We start from the raw sequence: 16,219 nt of genomic DNA, 5'->3' as shown, positions 1-16,219 counted from the left end.
GGCTGGAGATGTCCCGAAAATGAGAAGCGATGTCCCGGCTTCGCACGAAACTGTCCCGGTACCCCCGGCGGAGGATATGAGCTTCGCCGCCCTGATCGCGACCGTCACCGCCTACGAGGAGCAGTTCGGCGCCGATCAGGACTGGTCGAGGGATGTGGTCGAAGAGCGCTTGGAGGATGCGATCAAGCTGGCGCATCGCACCGCCGGCCGCGTCGGGCCGAGAGGCTATGGCTCGGCAATGCCGGCCTATCTCTATAGCGAGCTGGACCTCTGGTATCAGCAGACGCAGGAGGCGGAAGAGCGCAGCAAGGGCGACCGGCAGCGGAACCGCATCGTGCGCGCCGCCAGCACGCATGAGATTGCCCAGATGGAGCAGTCGCTGGATTGGCCGAAGCGATATGTGGGCAATGAGGTGGTTCGCAAGGCGCTCCACCTCTGGATGCTATCGAAGGCCGTCAGGGTGCCGTTCAAGCGGGTGCTGAAGGGGCGGGGGATCGCCCAGCGCACCGGCATCGAGCGGAAGGATCGAGCCATCGCCCTGATTGTCTACGGGCTGGTGGCTGACAAGGTGCCGTTCACTCCGTGAACTCGCGCCCGTCCTGAGCGGTTTCGTCCGCCCAGGCCTTGGCCTCCGCCAGTGCGCCCGGCACCCGCTCCCACGTCCTGGTGATGAGGTCGATGTGCGGCGGGATGTCCTCGGAACCGTCGAGCCACCGGTGGGCTCGGCGCATGTCCGCCCCCGTGGCCCGGGAAAGCTGGCCCACCGACACCCCAAGAGCATCGAGACGGCGAGAGAGCTCGAGGCGGTCGATGCGTGCATAGGTGTAGCGTCGCGCCATCCCGAATCCTCTCGCCTTGCGGTTGCGAGAAGTTGCCTCGGTAGGGGGGGATGTCAAATTTCCCCGGTAGGGGGTGGGCATCGGCACCGACATGGAATTGCCTCGGTAGGGGGTGGGGGCGCGAGGGCTGCTCATTCTCCCCGCCTCCGTCGCGCGCTGCTCCCAGCCGACGCGGCCCGATCCGGCGAGGGTTCGAAAGCGAACGCCGGCAGCGCGTCCAAGTCCTCGCTTTCGAGCACGGTGATGTTGGCATAGTTGGCCCCGCCAACCATGATGCTGTCTGGCGTCGGGTGCGCCGTCACATGCCCTTGGTAGGGGTGGCCGTGGACGAACCCGCGCACCCAAGTGCCGACGGGATAGGGATGGGGGTGGCTCATAGGTCGAAGTCCTCCAGAAAGTCCAAGTCCATGTCGTCGTCGGGGGAGGAGATGACCTCCACCACCAAGGAGCCGGGCCAATACCTGCCGTCGTCGAGCCTGACGTCATAGGCATTCGGGCACGACACCACGGTGCCGATGGTTTCCCGGCCGGAGGTGTCGACGGCGCGCACCACCGTGCCGATGGGGTAGGGGAAGCGGCGGGGCGGATCGGGGCCGGTCATGCCGCATCCTCGATCCGGTGCGCGAGGCGAGCGCGGAATTCGGGCGGTGCCCACCTCACGATCAGCCGGGGCGTGTTCACCGCACGGGCGAGGCGCGATGCCTCCGCCTGCCACTCCGGCCCCCACCTCCGCCCGCGCCCGAACCACGGCAGGTGCTGGTTTATCCGGTCATCCATGCCGGCCCGGAACTGCCGCAGGATCTCCGCCACCTTCTCCTCGGCGCCCGCCCACCCGCACGGCGACCCTCGGAAACGGGCATCGGGCGGAGCGGCGCGGGCCCGCCTCCAGGCCGCGACATAGGTGCCAAGCGTCACCACCTGGCCGGAGCCGAGCCGCACCACGCGCCGCGGTGGCGCAGCGGTCAACCTTGTGCGTTCATCCAGTAGGCGCGCGGCCGCGGCGCGGCATCGAGTTGCCTCGGTAGGGGGTGGCCCCGCGTGAGAAGTTGCCTCGGTAGGGGGTGCGCCTCCGCACGAAACTCCATCGGCAGGGATGCGGGCGCGAGGTGGCACCGCCTGGCGCGGCGCGGCCGTGCCGATGCTCCTCCGCTCCCTGCCGAACGCCGCGCCGCTGGCGCTGGGCGGCACCGCGCGCGCCAGCCGGACGGGCGGAGCGGCCTCCGCCCCGGCCGGAGCCGGAGGCACGGGCGCGGCCTTGGCGCGAGGGAACGGGACGACGATGGCGGAGGGCGCTGGAGCGGGCGCGTCTATGGGAGGCGCGTGCGGCGTGGGCGCGGTTACCGGCTCGGCAAGCGCGGGCGCGGTGGTGACGGCAGGAACGGGCGGCACCTCCACCACTACCGTAGCGGCGGGCGCTGCATTGGCCTCAGGAGCCGGCGCGGCCATGGTCGCCGGCTTGGCGGGGCGGAACCCGACGCGCATCGGCATCAGCACGTAAAGGGTGCCGTCCGGCTCCTCGATCCGCGCCGGCGCGCCGGCGTCGTGCATCTCGATCGTCACCACGTCGCCGTTCATGGCGCCGAAAATGTCGAGCAGGTACCGCCCATTAAAGCCGATATCGAGAGGCGTTCCGGAGACCTCGCACGGAATGGAGGATTCGGCCCCGCCGTCCTCGCTGGAAGCCCAAAGCTTCGCCTGCCCATCGGCAAAGGAAAGCCCCACGGCAGAACCGCGCTTGCCCTTGATGGTGGCCACCGCCTTGATTGCCTCGATCATGGCGCGCCGGTTGAACGTGGCGCGGGTGTTGCCCACGTCGGCGCGCGGCACGCATCGGCCATAGTCTGGAAAGGTGCCGTCGATCAGCTTGGACCGCACCACCACCGCGCCACAGGTGAATTCGATCCGCTGGCGCGAGAAGCGCACCACCACTGCGGCCGGCGCGCCCTTGGCCTTGAGGAGCGGCAGGAGGAGGGCGACCGTATCGCGCCGGATTATGACGCCTTCGAATTCGGGAAGGTTGCGAACCCCGCAGTCATGCACCGCCATGCGGTGCCCATCCGTCGAGACGAACCGCAGCGCGTCGCCAAAATCCGGCGCAGGCCTCGGCTGCATGAACACGCCATTCAGGTAATAGCGGGTTTCCTCGGTCGAAATGGCGAACTCGGTTGCCGCCAGCGCCTCCCGGAGCGCGGCGCGCGGGATGGTAAACGCCACCGGCTCCACCGGCTCCGGTATGCGCGGGAAGTCCTGCGGCTCGCGCGAGACCATGCGGACCGTGAGGGCGCCGAAGGCAGCCACGGCGCCCGAACCGTCCACGGTAATCGCGGCATCCTCGGCACCAGGTGCATTCTTCTCCGCGTCGCGCAGCTGGTGCGCCGGGAGGCAGGCGGCAAAGCCTGCCGTCGCGGTGGCGCCGTCGACGATGGCCGACACCTCCGCGTCAAGATCGGTGGCGCGAATGGTCACGGCGCCGTCGCGCTCCTCAATGAGCACGGTTGAAAGGATCGGCATCGGATCCTTGCGTGGAACCGCTTTGATGATGGAAGCGAGCGCGGCGCGCAGGGAGGCACGCGGCAGGTGCGCGGTTTGCATGGTCATAGCTCCTAGATGGTCGGCACAATTGCCGGGGGGCTTGGCGCCCGCTGGCGCCCTCCCGTGAGAGGGCGCGGACTGGCGTCACGACGTCACGCTGTTAGCATCCAGCGGCAGTAAGCCTTGTCCCTGACGATGATCGCAGGCATCTCCCCACGCCCTTCGGGACCTTTCAGGTTAACGGACAAGATCAGGGCGCGGTCGTCGTAAGGCTCCCAATCAGTTGCAGCCTTGGCGTCGTCATATGATGCGCGGTCGACGAACTGGATTGTCATCTCAAACCGCCACTCGACAGAGCCGACGCCTTTAAGGCGCAAGTCCTCGACTGCCAGATTACCGGAAATCTCCTCCTGCTGCTCTTCGGAGAGGCCTTCCGGATACGGATGGGGGTAGCCATTGCCCAAGACGAAATCAAAGCGCATGGGAGCACCTCACAGGAGGAAGAGGAGAGAGACGCCGCACCAGACGGCGCCAAGGAAGGCGAGGAAGCCGGCGGCGCCGGAAAGGTCGGAGAGGAAGCGCATTACCTGCCCTCCCAATCGAATGTTGGCAGGCCTTCGACCGTCGCCGCATCGCAGTCGAAAAGGATGTATTCGGCGCCGCGCTCCCGCGCGAAACACATCACGGCCCAAAGATCGGGAGGGATGCTCCCGTCATCTTCGTCATGGGCATAGATGAAATAGCCGTGGCCGGTACGTCCACCGGCAACGCTCCATTCGGCAATGGGCGTCACATCAAGATTGTGCGCCGTCTCCGGCTTCATGTGCTCGGTTGAAAGGTCAAGGAAGGTGCGGAGCATTTCACCGGCCCTCCGCCTTGGCGATGGCGGCGCGGGCGTCCTTCGTCCACGTCTCGTTATCCTCCCCGAGATATTCCAGCCTGTCCGCCGCCGGCTTGAGTGCCGCCAGCATGTCGGGCGCGGCGTCGCGCACCGGATCGGGCGTTTCCGCCGCGCCGTACACCTCATGAGGGGCAATCTCGACGTAGCAGTGAGCCGCGCCGTACACCTCTTGCAGGAACGTGACGGACTCCTGCCAAGTGCTCGCGTCTGCATCGGGCTTTTCGCCGGCATCCTTGAGCATGATATTCGCCAGCGCGCAGGCCTCCGCCTCGGCACCCGCCATGCTGGCGAATACCTTCACGATGATGCCGGGAACACTGAAGTGTTCGGCCGTGAGAATATGCACGATCATGGCGTCAGCCCTCCCCATCGTCGGAGGCATTGCGGCCTTCGGCTGCAAGAGCTTCGGCGAGTGTGCTGTAGAGGCGTGGCGTCTCACGAAACGGCGCATCGTCGCGCTTCGCGCGCCAGCATGAAGACCACCACACGGACACCCCGTTGCGGCTGAATTGCGCGCCGTTGTGCCAGTGGTCCGAAGGGAACTTGACCACCCATCCGGCTGCTTCAGCATCCGGGATAGCGCGAAGATCTTCGCGCAGGCCGTGCGGCGGGAAGCGACCGGGGTGCGGATTGCGGCACTCCTCGATTTGGTCGCGGACATATTGCGGGAGAAGGTCAAGGGCGGTCATCACGCAACCCCCCATCCATCGTTGCCCAAGGTGTTGGTGCGGCCGGAGGCCAGCACCAACCGGAGCACATAGCCGCGCGGATCACCGCCGATGGTCACGGAAGCCCCGTAGCGGGCGGCAATTTCGGTAGCCTGCTTGAGGTGGCGCGCGTCGGCCTTGTCCTTCGCCGCGTCGTCGGTTTCATCCCAGGTCCACGTCATGCGCCCGTAGGGCGCTTTGCCGGAGCTACCGAGCGGGAACTGGCGATCAGGCACCATATGGCCTTCGCCATTGCAGGCGCGTTCCGCCCACCGCTTCACACGGGCGCCGACGTGAAGGAGCGCCGCAGCGTCGGCCGCGATCTGGTGCGGCTCCGGCATATCCCGAAGGTCGGACGGGTGCCGTAGGGCGGCAACCTGTGCAGCTTCGCGGGACAGAACGGCGGCAAGCTCGATTGCCGGGTGCATTTTCGACATGGCGGGTTGTTCCTGATTGGTCGGCACGATTGCCGGGGCTGGTACGCCGTCAGGCGCGAGGCTTGCGGGAGGAGGAAAAGGCGCGGTCGACGCGGTGGAGCCTCTGGCCGTAGAGCGCGCGGGACACCGCGCAATGGACGATCAGGGCCACGATTGCCGCCATGCCGGTCACGATGGTGAGCGGCGCCACGGGTGCGCCTCAGGCGAAGGCGAGGAAGGAGTGCTTTGCCGCGATCCGCGCGCGCCGCGCCTTGCGGAAGCTGCGGCGCCGATCCTCGGTGGCCAGCTGGCGGAGAATGCGGGCGGTCGGCGCGGTGGGGCTGACAGTGGTCATCGTGGTTGCTCCTTCGGTGGTCGGCACAGTTGCCGGCAGGCAGGTTGCCCAGCGGAGCGGCGCGCGGGGTGCCGCTCGACTTGGCCCCTCCTCAGAATTCGCGGTCGGGGCGGGTGGTGGTTTCCGGCGTCCCCCGGAGCCCCTTGCGTCCGGTGATCTTGCGGGGCTTGGGGGCGGGTGCTTCGGGCTTCTCGGTCATCTCTGGTTCCTCGGTGGCCGGCTCATTTGCCGATGCCCAATTCATCGCACGGCAAAAGTTGGAATGCAACTATCAAAATGCGCTATTCCAACTTTTTTCGGTTTTCGTATGCGGGAGCCATCCCGGTGCGCGTGAGCACAAATGCTGGCATTCTGGCGCCGCTCTTTCTGGCGGGGCTTCACAATGGCGAGTCGTATTCCAACGCAGGGCGCGGGCGCGCCGTCGCGGCCGTGGACGCTATCCGGACACGTCCGCAGGCGCCTCCGGCTCCGGCCGGTCATGAGCCGCGCCGACCTTCGGGCCGACCTTCGGCAGGCTCGGTTGCTGGCCTACGGGTGCGCTGGCGCGGCGCGGCTCCGGGAAGTGCTCGCCGCAATGGCGCGCGCTGGCGAGGTGCGGCTCGCTGGCGGGATGGTGGAGGCTATCCAGCTGCGGCCGTGCCGCCCTCGGTCCACCTGGCGCCCGCCCCGCCGTCCCCTAAAGCAGCGTCTTAGGGCGATTCGCGAGCGGCGCATGGCGCGCCGGAAAGCGTCCGAACCGGCCGGGAGGGGAAAAGCTGTCAACACCCCGCGCCGATTTTTATGCGCCATAGTGTAACGCTCGCGCGAACCGCCGATAAGCCTTTGAGACGAGTCGCTTATCGCCGTCTTGCGCATGCGCAATTCAACGCGCAATTCATCGCATGCCCCGCGCCGCGCCGTTGACGCTCCGCAACGATTTGCGGTCTCTTCCGTGCGGCGACGGTCAAACGTGTCTCTTAAGGCCGACCCGATAAACGAATTATCCCGAACGGCGAGCGCGCCCTCAGGCGCGAATGCTCCCGCCAGCGTCGACACCCCTTCCCACGGTCGGCCTTAGGGAAAAGACATAACCCTTACGGTGGGGTTGCAGACCACGTGCTGCACCCTTCCTGCGAAGTCGGCACCCCATGCGAGCGGGCGGAGTGGAGCCAGACCCACGCCCGCCGATGGGGTGCCGATCTCCCTCCTGATTCGGGTGCGCCATGGCGAAGAACCATCCCACCATTCGCGCGCACCGCTCCCGCCTGAAGCCGGCCCGCCAGACCATCGGCACCAGCTCGCCGAAGAGCCGCGCACCGATCTACGGCACCCCCGATCATCGGGAGTGGTCTGCCGCCGTCATCAAGCGAGCGGGCGGACGATGCCAAGCGCCGGGATGTACCCGCGCGCTCCCGGAGCATCGCATGTACGCCGACCACATCCGCGAGGTGCGCGACGATGGCGCACCGCTCGACCTCGCGAACGGGCAATGCCTCTGCGCCGTCCATCATGGCGCCAAGACGGCGGACCAGCGGCGCAAGCGCCTCTCCGCCCCCATCGGCTGACACCACCACCACGCGGCCACCTCGCCCAAGCGCCAGCGAGCGCGACCAGCGGCGGGGTGCTGCCGTGGATGGCCCCGGCCTCGGCTCTTCATGAGAACGCCAGCCAGCGGCCACCGCTGGGCACGCGCGGCGCCAGCTGGGCGAGGGGGTAGGGGGGTGAAATCTCTGGCCAGGGTGGGGGGGTGGACCGCCTTGGGGGTCATTCACAATAATTATTCTGGTACCACGAACCCCACAATCAAAGGGTCTGGTGCCGGAAATCAGACGGAGTTGGCGTCGGCATGACGAAATCGACGGGCGTCGGTCGCGGCGGCCGGCGGCCTGGTGCTGGCCGGAAGCCTTCGCGGAAGTCGACTGAGGCTGTCGCCCAGCCGGTGGCCCCGCCGAAGCCGAAGCGCTCCGCGAAGCCCGCGCCCCAGCCGCCGGCAAAGCCCGCCCGAAAGTCTCGAGCCCAGGCGGAGCGCCACAAGGTGCCGCCGGCGGGCAAGCCGACGACTATCCCGACCGAGACGGAAGTCATCGACGCTGTGCGGGCCGGATGCCTCGACGCCGTGAAGGCGCTGGTGGCCGTGGCCGAGCAGGGAGCCGACAGCGCCCGCGTCCAGGCGGCGGAGAAGCTGCTCAAGTGGGGCTTCGGCAGCCCGAAGGAGGCTGCGGAGCGCGCACGGGCCACCAAGGTCGTCGAGCCGAAGCCGGAGCGTGAGCCCCAGCTGGGCAAGAAGGAGCAGCGCCAGCAAGCGGCGCAGAAGCGCGCGGTCGGCCGGCTCGCCCCGCCGCCTGCGCCGCGGTTGGCGGTGGACAACACGTGAGCTTTCACTGGAGCACGGCCTGCCCGGATTGGGAGGACCGGATCAGGAATGGGCTGCCGCTCATTCCCTTCCAGCCGCTGTTCACCGACGAGGCCGAGGCCGCGCTCGCGATCTTCCGCGAGCTGAAGCTGGTGAGCGTGACCGGCAGCCCGACGGCCGGCGATGCGTGCCGCCAGTGGGTGTTCGATTTCGTGGGCCAGATCTTCGGCGCCTACGACGCGGCCACGGGCCGCCGGCTCATCAACCGCTTCCTGCTCCTCGTCAGCAAGAAGAATGGGAAGTCCGAGACCGCCGCCGGCATCATGGTCACCGCCCTGATCCGCAATTGGCGGCTCAGTGCTGAGTTCAGCATCATCGCGCCGACGGTGGAGATCGCCCGCAACTCGTTCGAGCCGGCGCGCGACATGATCCGCGCTGATCCGGAGCTCGACGATCTGCTGAAGATCACCGAGGCGACGCGGACGATCACCCATCGCACGACGAACGCCACCCTCCGGGTTCTGGCGGCCGACAGCGACACGGTGGCGGGGAAGAAGTCGGTGGGCGTGCTGATCGACGAGCTTTGGCTCTTCGGCAAGCGCGCCAATGCCGAGAACATGCTGCGGGAGGCGACGGGCGGCTTGGCATCGAGGCCGGAGGGCTTCGTCATCGCGCTCTCCACCCAGGGCGACGAGCAGCCGGCCGGGGTGTTCGAGAAGTGGCTGAAGCGGTTCCGCGGCATCCGCAACGGCAGCATCATCGACCCACGCTCTCTTGGGATGCTCTACGAGTTCCCGGAGGACATGCTCAAGAGCGGGGCTTTCAAGGATCCCGCGAACTGGTGGATGACGAACCCCAACATGGGGGCGTCCGTCGATATGGAGTTCCTGACCTCCCAATACGCGGAGGACCAGTCGGGCGGCACGTCGTCTCTCACCAACTTCTTCGCGAAGCACCTCAACGTCGAGGTGGGCGTGGGCATCCGGCCGGACGGCTGGGTTGGGGCCGAGTTCTGGCTGAAGAACGAGCGCACCGGCGCGAGCAATGTCGACGAGACCCTGACGCTGGATGAGCTGCTCCGCCGAAGCGAGGTGGTGGTGGTCGGCGTCGACGGCGGCGGCATGGATGACCTTCTGGGATTCGCTGCCCTCGGGCGCGAGAAGCACACCGGCCGCTGGCTCCTGTGGTCGAAGGCCTGGGCCAATCGGATCGTGCTGGAGCGCCGCAAGAGCGAGGCGCCGTGGATCCTTGACCTCCATGCGCAGGGTCTCCTGACCCTCTCGGATGCGCCCGGCCCAGACATCGAGGAGGTTGCCAACCTCATCGTGCGCATCGACGAGACTGGCCTCCTCCCGGAAAAGGGCGGCATTGGTGTCGATTCCGTCGGCATCTCCGACACGATCAACGCCCTCTGCAATGACGTGCGCGGGTTCGACATCGAGCGCATCGAAAGCGTTCAGCAGGGCTGGAAGCTGAGTGGCGCAATCAAAACCACGGAACGTAGGCTGGCCGCTGGCTCTCTTCAGCACGACGGCGGGTTGCTCATGCGGAAATGCGTCGGCAACGCGAAGACCGAGCCCAAGGGCAACGCTGTGATCGTCACCAAGGCGGTCTCTGGCACGGCGAAGATCGACCCGCTGATGGCGTTGTTCAATGCCGCAGCGCTGATGGGCGAGAATCCCGAGCCGTCCATCCAAGTCCCCGAAGACTTCCTCCTAACGGTGATCTGATGTCTGAGCCCCGAGATGTCGCGCGCGCTGCGGCCAAGGCGGATGCAGCGCGCGCTGCCGCGAAAATGGACGTGGCACGCCTCGGTGTAGCTGTGCTGGGGACGTCGCTCATCGGCTACGGCGCTTGGCTGCACTATCCACCTGCGGGGTTTGTCGCGGCCGGTGCTCTTCTCTACGCCATCGCCATGATCGGCGCTCTGAGGACGCGCTGATGGGGATCTTCTCTGGCATCCTCGGCAGCTCCTCCACCGCCCAGGCGTCCGTCGAGCCTTCTGGCACGTCCGCGCCGGAGCCATGGCTGACCGATCTATTCGGTGGGGTCGTCACCGCCACCGGCTTGCGCGTCACCGTCCGCGATGCGCTGACGGTGCCCGGCATTGCCGCTTGCATCCAGGTGCTCTCGGACGACCTGGCCAAGGTGCCCTTCCCCTTGCTGAGAAAGGGGGCGGACGGGAGCCGCCGGCACGCGGTCGAGCACCCACTCTACAAGCTTCTCACCTCTCGACCTGCGCCATGGCTATCCAGCTTCGATTGGCGGCGCACGCTGGTCCACACCGCACTTTCGCGGGGGAACGCCTATGGCCGTGTCTCCCGAGATGACGAAGGCCGTGTGCTCCGGCTGGGGCTGATCCAGCCCGGCCGGGTGACGCAGCGGTGGACGGAAGAAGGTGAGCCGTTTTTCGATGTGATCGGTGCCAACGGCCCGATGAGGCAGGGCTTGTCCTTTCAGGATGTGCTGCACCTTGCATATCGCGGCTCCAACGATTTCGCCGAGAACGGCGGACTGATCGGTGTCTCGCCGATCCAGCAGCACCGGGAAGCTATCGCCCTGGCCATCGCCGCCGAGCGGTTCGCGGCCAAGTTCTTCTCGAACGGTGCCCGGCCGAGTGCCGTCATCGAGATGGATAAGCGGCTGCCGAACGATGCCGTTGCCAACCGGCTGCGCGCCCAGATCGAGCGCGCCTATTCGGGTGTCGACAACGCATTCAAGGTGGCGATCCTCGAGCTCGGGATGAAGCTGAAGGAGTTCTCCTTCAACAATCGCGACAGCCAGCTGACCGAAGTGCGGAAGGAACAGGCCGTGGCCTGCTGCACCATGTTCGGCGTCCCGCCGCACAAGATCGGGATCCTTGATCGCGCGACCTTCTCGAACATCGAGCAGCAGGGCATCGATTACGTCACCGGTCCGATCTCGTCGCTGGCGAAGGCGATCGAGAGCGCGGTGCGCATTTCCTGCCTCTCGATGGACGAGGACGAGGAATACGAGCCGGAGCTCGACCTTGATGACCTGCAGCGCGGCGACATCCTCTCCCGCTATCGGTCCTATGCCATCGGCCGGCAGTGGGGCTGGCTCAATGCCGACGAGATCCGCGAGTGGGAAAGCATGAACCCGCTGCCGGACGGTCAGGGCAAGACCTACCTGACGCCGCTGAACATGGTTCCGGCCGGCGAAGACCAGATGAAGAACGACCCGGCGGCGCCGCCCGCGCGGGGTAGCAGCAGCTCCACCGGAGACGAATGATGATCCGCGCCATGCACGCGCTCACGGCCGAGCCGTGGGCGATCCGCCCCGACTATCTGCACGTCATGGCCGGCATCGCCGGCATGGACCGCGAGGCCCGGGCGGCCAATGCCGATACGGAAGGCGAAACTTGGCGGAAGCGCGATCTCGCGGCCATCGTTGGGGCCTTCGCTGGGCCGACCGTGCGCCGCATGGACGGGGCGCGCTACGCGATGATGACGGATGCGGGTGTGGCCATCCTCCCGGTGTTCGGCCCGATCTTCCCGCGCGCCAACATGATGACCGAATATTCCGGCGGCACGTCGGTGGCGATGCTCCAGAACGATTACCGCCTCGCCCAGGAGGCGAAGGACATCCACGCCATCATGCTGCTGATGGATACCCCCGGCGGCGCCGTATCGGGCATCAACGCCTTTGCCGATGTGGTCTACCGCGGGCGCAGCAGCAAGTTCACGCTCGCCCACGTCTCTGGCGCCGCCGCGTCCGCCGGCTACTGGATCGCGGCCTCGGCCAATGAGATCGCGACCGACAAGACCGGCATTCTCGGCTCGATCGGCGTCGTCGCCGCGATCCCGAAGCAGGTCCAGCCCGACGGCAGCGGCGAGGTGGTCATCGAGGTGGTCTCCAGCAATGCGCCGAACAAGCGCCCGGATCCGACCACGGACGAGGGCCTGACGGAGATCAGGACCATGCTGGATGCCCTTGAGGCGCAGTTCATCTCCGATGTGGCCCGGGCGCGCGGCACCACACCGACGAACGTGAAGCAGCAGTTCGGAGCCGGCGGCGTCTGCATCGGTCCCGAAGCAGTCACCCGCGGCATGGCCGACAAGGTGCAGAGCTACGACGCGAGCTATTCGCAGCTCGCGAAGATGGCGTCCAACCGCAAGAGGGCGGCGGCGCTGAAATAGGATTCCCGGCCGAAGGCTCGGGTTGGTCAGGCGCCTTCGGGCGCCTTTTTCTTTGGGCGAAAGGAGTCACTATGCGCCCCGACATCGCAAGCCTTCGGCAGGAACGCGCGAAGGCAATGGAAAAGTTCGACGGTCTCGCCGCCGAGGCCGGGACGCGGGCCCTCACCGATGATGAGCAGGCGCAGTTCGACCAGCTCGAAACGGACATCAAGGGCTTCGACGGCCGCATTCGGGCCGCTGAGCGGGCTCAGGCGCTCCGCGCGTCGACCGCCATCCCGGCGCCGGCCGGCAACCTGCCCGAGCCCGGCACCGCAACCATGCTGGCCACCGTCGCGGCGCAGATCCGCACGCAGGACAGCCCCGGCATCGACCTCGCCCGGTTCACGCGCGCCGTGATGGTGTCGAAAGGCAACCTTCCGGCGGCGAAGGACTGGGCCACGGCGCAGTTCGGTGAAGGCCACCCGGTCGTGGCCGACATCGGCGCGGCGATGCAGACCAATGACATGGGCGCCGGCGGCGTTTTCGTCCCCGAGCGTCTGTCTGGCCAGCTGATCGAGCTGCTCTATCCGCGGACGGTCATCCGGAGCATCTCGCGCGTCGTGCCCCTCGTCGGCGGCACCGACACGGTTCCGACGGTCGAGAGCGGTGTCAATGCCTACTACATCGGCGAGGGCAATGACCTCGCCACGTCGGAGCCCCGGTTCGGCTCCCTCGGGTTCAAAGAGCGCGAAATCGCATCCTTGGTCCCGCTTTCCAACAAGCTGATCCGCCTCGCCAGCGTCGGCATCGACACCTATGTGCGTGACATGATGGTGCAAGGCTTCGCCCAGGCGGAGGATGCGGCCTTTCTGCGCGGCACCGGTGTCGGTGCCGGCCCCAAGGGTCTCCGCTACCTTATCCCGACCGCGAACATCATCGCTGCGTCGGGCGGCAATGCCCCCACGGTCGCCCAAATCGACAGCGATGCGCGCAAGGTGGTGCTCGCGCTTTCCATGGCCGAGATCCCCATGCTGGCGCCGTACTGGCTGATGCATGATCGGGTCTTCCTGTTCCTGCAGGATCTCCGCGATGGCAATGGGAACAAGGTCTATCCGGGCCTCGATGCCGCGAACCCGACGTGGCGCAGCTACCCGGTGAAGCGGTTCAACCGCATCCCGATCAATCTCGATGCGGGCGGCGGCAACCTCGACGGCACCGAGATCTATTTCGGCGACTTCTCGTTCTCCATGGTCGCGGACAGCTACAGCATCCGCATCGATGCCAACGAGGCGGCCTCCTACAAGGTCGGCAATGAGGTGGTCTCGGCCTACAGCCGCAACCAGACCCTGATCCGCGGCCTCGCCGGCCATGACTATGGCGTCAGCCGCAAGGCCGCGTTCGCCATGCTCAACACCTGCCGTTGGGGCGCCTGACCACCGGCCTGAGGACGAATAACCGGGGGCGCTGAATGGCGCCCCTCGACCCTTCTATTCACGAGGTGCTTCCATGAACTCCCTTCAGCGCGACATCGCTTCGCAGCTGGCGGTCGCATTCGCCCACGACGGCGTTGCGGCGACCGCTGGCGGTTCTGGCGATGCCACCGAATCCGCCGGCGCCGTCATCGACCTCCTGTCGCTGGCCTCCCGACCCGAGTCCGTCGCCTTCGTGCTGGCCGCCAAGGCGGTCCTGGCCGCGACCAAGAAGCTGGCTCTCACCGCGAAGATCGAGCACTCGGACGCCAGCGGCTCCGGGTTCACCGACCTGGTGGCCGCCAAGGTGGTGCTCACCCTCACGGGCGCCACCGGCGGCTCGACCGAGCGCGGCGCCGCCAAGATCGGAACGTCGCTTGAATATGCCAAGCGGTATATTCGGGTGAGCATCAACCCCGATCTTGACGCCGCCAACACCGACACTGCCACCGTGGACGCTGTTGCGATCTTCGGCGGCTCTGCTCGACTGCCCGCGTGATGAAGATCCGCGTGGTCTTCCTGCGCGACGCCTCCCCCTATGCTGCGGGGGAGGCAGCAGGCTTCGAGGAGGCCGAAGCACGGCGCCTCAAGGCGGAAGGGATGGTCGCAATCCCTGACGAAGAGAATGATCCTGCCGATGACGGCAGCGATCAGGGTGGTGGTGACGGCACCGCCGGCGATCTCGTCGTGATCCCTGAGAACTGGCACGACCTTCACCACGCCACTCGGAAGAAGCTCGCTCGCGAGATCAGCGGCGAGGAACCGGCGGACACCGCGGCGGCTGACGCCGTAATCGCGGCCGAGGTCGATCGCAGGGCGGCCGCCGCCGAACCCGGGGAGTGATGAGGACGCCATGAGCGATACCGACCCGCATCAGGGGCTGGCTGCAACTCCGTCCGGTCTCGGTCGGCGAGGCGCCATGGTCTCCCCGTCCGACACGACCGATCTGCCCTTGGTCGCCAAGGCCGTGGTGGTCTGCGCAGCGGGTAACCTCGTCATCATCCCGCCGGAGAACGCCGACGGGGCACCTATCACCTTCACCGACTGCCCGGTGGGCTTCATCCCGCCCTTCCAGGTCCGCCGGGTGAAGGCGACGGGGACGACCGCCACCGTTGCGTCGGTCGATCGCTGATGTTCACGGTCGTGACGCCAGCGGGTGACCGCAAGCTTCTGACCAGCGAGCAAATGCGTGTCGCCGCCGGCTTGTCCAGCGGCGACACCTCGCAGGACGCCACCTTGGGGGTGACGAACCTCGGCATCTCCGACCTCCTCGCGATGGAGTGCGGCATTGCCGGCGACGGCGTGAAGCCTCCTACGCTCAAGAGCGAGGTGGTCAAGGACACCGTGCGGCTCGCCTGCCCGGCCCCGGAGATCCTGCTATCCCGCCGGTTCATCACCGACGTGGCTTCCGTGTCGGTGGACGGGACCGAAATCGACATTGCCCAGGTGGAGATCGATCGGGCCGCCGGCCTTCTCACCCGCATCTGCAACGGCCGCGTCGTGGCGTGGTGGCCAGGCGCCACCGTCGTGACCTACACGGCCGGCTTCACCGAGGTGCCGGGCGATCTGGTGCTGGCGGTGACGGCGGCGGTGCGAGAGATGGCCGCCTCCGGTGCCCGCGACCCGTTCCTGAAGCGGGACAAGGTGGAAGGCATCGGCGAGCAGGAATTCTGGGTCGGCGGGCTCGGCGGTTCCGACACGGGCAGCGCCTTCTCGGCGACCGTGCGGGCGATGCTCGACCCTTACCGATCCGTGGTGGTGCCTTAGGGCGCCGCATCCTCCTTTTCCCAGCCGAGGTGCTAACGTGCTGACCACGATCGTCATTCGGTCGGGAAACGACCCCGTTGAGGTTACAGCGAGCGACCCAGACACCGGGGCGGCGCTCAGCCCAACGCGCATAGAGCCAGGTGAAGAGCGGCGTCTGAGCATTTCAGACCGCGTGATCCTCACCATCCAACAGATTCCGGGAAAAGCGAGCACCCACTGACGCTCGTGCGTTAGCGGGAGCTTTCGCGCCCGATTCCAATTCGGTGCGGCCGACGGACAAGGCTTTGGCCCGTGCGGAGCTGACGGCGGTGGGAGGCGTGCCGGGGTCGTTACCGGCGCGCCGCTCGGACCACCAGGGCCGGATCCAAACCGGGGTGGGCAGCGCGTGGTCGAGCCGCACCGAACCATTCAGGAGCAGACCGATGGATGAGAAGCCGCAGACCACCCTGACGGATGGCTCCCCCGTGACGCCGGACCATCGGGAAATCGACCCGCGCACCGGTCAGCAGAAGGCCTATGTGGTCTTGAGCTCCGAGGAGCGCGCGAAGGGCTTCGTCCGTCCGGTGCGGGAGGCCTATCGCCATCTGACCTGCGGCACCGTCACCCGCATGGGCCGTGCCTTGGCCGAGACCTATGCCCGGCAGCCGAATTTCTACAGCGGCACGTTCTGTGTCGGCTGCGGCAACCACTTCCCCGTCGGTGACAAGGAGTTCGGCGGCCAGTTCGTGTGGGCCGGCACCGAAGAGTATGTGGGCACCTGAC

General features: G+C 67.1%; 23 protein-coding genes. 13 read left to right on the top strand and 10 right to left on the bottom strand.

Going from position 1 to position 16,219, the window contains the following annotated elements; genetic code table 11:
* Positions 1 to 76: 76 nt before the first annotated feature.
* Positions 77 to 586 carry a hypothetical protein gene (locus tag EJ105_RS07900; protein WP_250165896.1) on the top strand — a complete coding sequence of 170 codons (510 nt, stop codon included), beginning with the start codon at positions 77 to 79 and terminating at the stop codon, positions 584 to 586.
* Here the strand turns inward: EJ105_RS07900 and EJ105_RS07895 are convergent.
* The 10 genes from EJ105_RS07895 to EJ105_RS27770 all read right to left on the bottom strand — a co-directional run bounded on the left by EJ105_RS07895 (position 576) and on the right by EJ105_RS27770 (position 5,750).
* Positions 576 to 839 (bottom strand): hypothetical protein, encoded by a 264-nt coding sequence (locus tag EJ105_RS07895; RefSeq protein WP_250165895.1) that lies wholly within the window; start codon positions 837 to 839, stop codon positions 576 to 578. The two genes, EJ105_RS07900 and EJ105_RS07895, sit on opposite strands and share 11 nt — an antisense overlap.
* A gap of 373 nt (positions 840 to 1,212) precedes the next feature.
* Complete coding sequence (locus EJ105_RS07890) at positions 1,213 to 1,440, bottom strand: hypothetical protein (RefSeq protein ID WP_250165894.1); 228 nt, start codon at positions 1,438 to 1,440, stop codon at positions 1,213 to 1,215.
* Entirely contained in the window at positions 1,437 to 3,431 is a 1,995-nt protein-coding gene (gene dnaN, locus EJ105_RS07885; RefSeq protein WP_250165893.1) for a DNA polymerase III subunit beta, read from the bottom strand. The genes EJ105_RS07890 and dnaN overlap by 4 nt, the downstream gene beginning before the upstream one ends.
* Before the next feature lie 92 nt (positions 3,432 to 3,523).
* The gene (locus EJ105_RS07880; RefSeq protein WP_250165892.1) at positions 3,524 to 3,853 is read right to left on the bottom strand and encodes a hypothetical protein; all 330 of its coding nucleotides are present in this window, start codon (positions 3,851 to 3,853) and stop codon (positions 3,524 to 3,526) included.
* Positions 3,854 to 3,954: 101 nt separating this feature from the next.
* On the bottom strand, positions 3,955 to 4,230 hold the full coding sequence (locus tag EJ105_RS07875; RefSeq protein ID WP_250165891.1) for a DUF5983 family protein: 276 nt from the start codon (positions 4,228 to 4,230) through the stop codon (positions 3,955 to 3,957).
* A gap of 1 nt (position 4,231) precedes the next feature.
* A complete protein-coding gene (locus EJ105_RS07870; protein ID WP_250165890.1) occupies positions 4,232 to 4,624 on the bottom strand; it encodes a hypothetical protein in 393 nt (130 codons plus the stop codon).
* 4 nt (positions 4,625 to 4,628) lie between these two features.
* Positions 4,629 to 4,961, bottom strand: coding sequence for a hypothetical protein (locus tag EJ105_RS07865; RefSeq protein ID WP_250165889.1), 333 nt, complete (start codon positions 4,959 to 4,961; stop codon positions 4,629 to 4,631).
* The gene (locus EJ105_RS07860; protein ID WP_250165888.1) at positions 4,961 to 5,416 is read right to left on the bottom strand and encodes a hypothetical protein; all 456 of its coding nucleotides are present in this window, start codon (positions 5,414 to 5,416) and stop codon (positions 4,961 to 4,963) included. Before EJ105_RS07860 ends, EJ105_RS07865 begins: the two co-directional genes overlap by 1 nt.
* A 49-nt stretch (positions 5,417 to 5,465) precedes the next feature.
* Entirely contained in the window at positions 5,466 to 5,606 is a 141-nt protein-coding gene (locus EJ105_RS07855; RefSeq protein WP_250165887.1) for a hypothetical protein, read from the bottom strand.
* A gap of 9 nt (positions 5,607 to 5,615) precedes the next feature.
* Positions 5,616 to 5,750 (bottom strand): hypothetical protein, encoded by a 135-nt coding sequence (locus EJ105_RS27770; RefSeq protein WP_284145358.1) that lies wholly within the window; start codon positions 5,748 to 5,750, stop codon positions 5,616 to 5,618.
* 1,202 nt (positions 5,751 to 6,952) lie between these two features.
* Here EJ105_RS27770 and EJ105_RS07850 point away from each other — a divergent pair.
* The 12 genes from EJ105_RS07850 (at position 6,953) to EJ105_RS07795 (ending at position 16,218) form a co-directional block, all read left to right on the top strand.
* Positions 6,953 to 7,294: an HNH endonuclease gene (locus EJ105_RS07850; RefSeq protein ID WP_250165886.1), complete on the top strand. Its 342-nt coding sequence runs from the start codon at positions 6,953 to 6,955 to the stop codon at positions 7,292 to 7,294.
* Between the two features lie 374 nt (positions 7,295 to 7,668).
* The gene (locus tag EJ105_RS07845; protein ID WP_250165885.1) at positions 7,669 to 8,103 is read left to right on the top strand and encodes a hypothetical protein; all 435 of its coding nucleotides are present in this window, start codon (positions 7,669 to 7,671) and stop codon (positions 8,101 to 8,103) included.
* Positions 8,100 to 9,812: a terminase large subunit gene (locus tag EJ105_RS07840; RefSeq protein ID WP_250165884.1), complete on the top strand. Its 1,713-nt coding sequence runs from the start codon at positions 8,100 to 8,102 to the stop codon at positions 9,810 to 9,812. The genes EJ105_RS07845 and EJ105_RS07840 overlap by 4 nt, the downstream gene beginning before the upstream one ends.
* The gene (locus EJ105_RS07835) at positions 9,812 to 10,024 is read left to right on the top strand and encodes a hypothetical protein (protein ID WP_250165883.1); all 213 of its coding nucleotides are present in this window, start codon (positions 9,812 to 9,814) and stop codon (positions 10,022 to 10,024) included. The genes EJ105_RS07840 and EJ105_RS07835 overlap by 1 nt, the downstream gene beginning before the upstream one ends.
* A complete protein-coding gene (locus tag EJ105_RS07830; protein ID WP_250165882.1) occupies positions 10,024 to 11,334 on the top strand; it encodes a phage portal protein in 1,311 nt (436 codons plus the stop codon). Before EJ105_RS07835 ends, EJ105_RS07830 begins: the two co-directional genes overlap by 1 nt.
* Complete coding sequence (locus EJ105_RS07825; RefSeq protein WP_250165881.1) at positions 11,334 to 12,242, top strand: S49 family peptidase; 909 nt, start codon at positions 11,334 to 11,336, stop codon at positions 12,240 to 12,242. Before EJ105_RS07830 ends, EJ105_RS07825 begins: the two co-directional genes overlap by 1 nt.
* A 71-nt stretch (positions 12,243 to 12,313) precedes the next feature.
* A complete protein-coding gene (locus EJ105_RS07820) occupies positions 12,314 to 13,654 on the top strand; it encodes a phage major capsid protein (RefSeq protein WP_250165880.1) in 1,341 nt (446 codons plus the stop codon).
* Between the two features lie 73 nt (positions 13,655 to 13,727).
* Positions 13,728 to 14,189 (top strand): hypothetical protein, encoded by a 462-nt coding sequence (locus tag EJ105_RS07815; protein WP_250165879.1) that lies wholly within the window; start codon positions 13,728 to 13,730, stop codon positions 14,187 to 14,189.
* Positions 14,186 to 14,533 carry a hypothetical protein gene (locus tag EJ105_RS07810; RefSeq protein WP_250165878.1) on the top strand — a complete coding sequence of 116 codons (348 nt, stop codon included), beginning with the start codon at positions 14,186 to 14,188 and terminating at the stop codon, positions 14,531 to 14,533. Before EJ105_RS07815 ends, EJ105_RS07810 begins: the two co-directional genes overlap by 4 nt.
* Before the next feature lie 10 nt (positions 14,534 to 14,543).
* A complete protein-coding gene (locus EJ105_RS07805) occupies positions 14,544 to 14,822 on the top strand; it encodes a spike base protein, RCAP_Rcc01079 family (RefSeq protein ID WP_250165877.1) in 279 nt (92 codons plus the stop codon).
* A complete protein-coding gene (locus EJ105_RS07800) occupies positions 14,822 to 15,457 on the top strand; it encodes a hypothetical protein (RefSeq protein ID WP_250165876.1) in 636 nt (211 codons plus the stop codon). Before EJ105_RS07805 ends, EJ105_RS07800 begins: the two co-directional genes overlap by 1 nt.
* 422 nt (positions 15,458 to 15,879) lie before the next feature.
* The gene (locus EJ105_RS07795) at positions 15,880 to 16,218 is read left to right on the top strand and encodes a hypothetical protein (RefSeq protein ID WP_250165875.1); all 339 of its coding nucleotides are present in this window, start codon (positions 15,880 to 15,882) and stop codon (positions 16,216 to 16,218) included.
* Position 16,219: the final 1 nt, after the last annotated feature.

The organism is Xanthobacter aminoxidans, from assembly GCF_023571765.1.
Lineage (GTDB): Bacteria > Pseudomonadota > Alphaproteobacteria > Rhizobiales > Xanthobacteraceae > Xanthobacter > Xanthobacter aminoxidans.
This window is presented reverse-complemented; position numbering and strand designations above follow the sequence as displayed.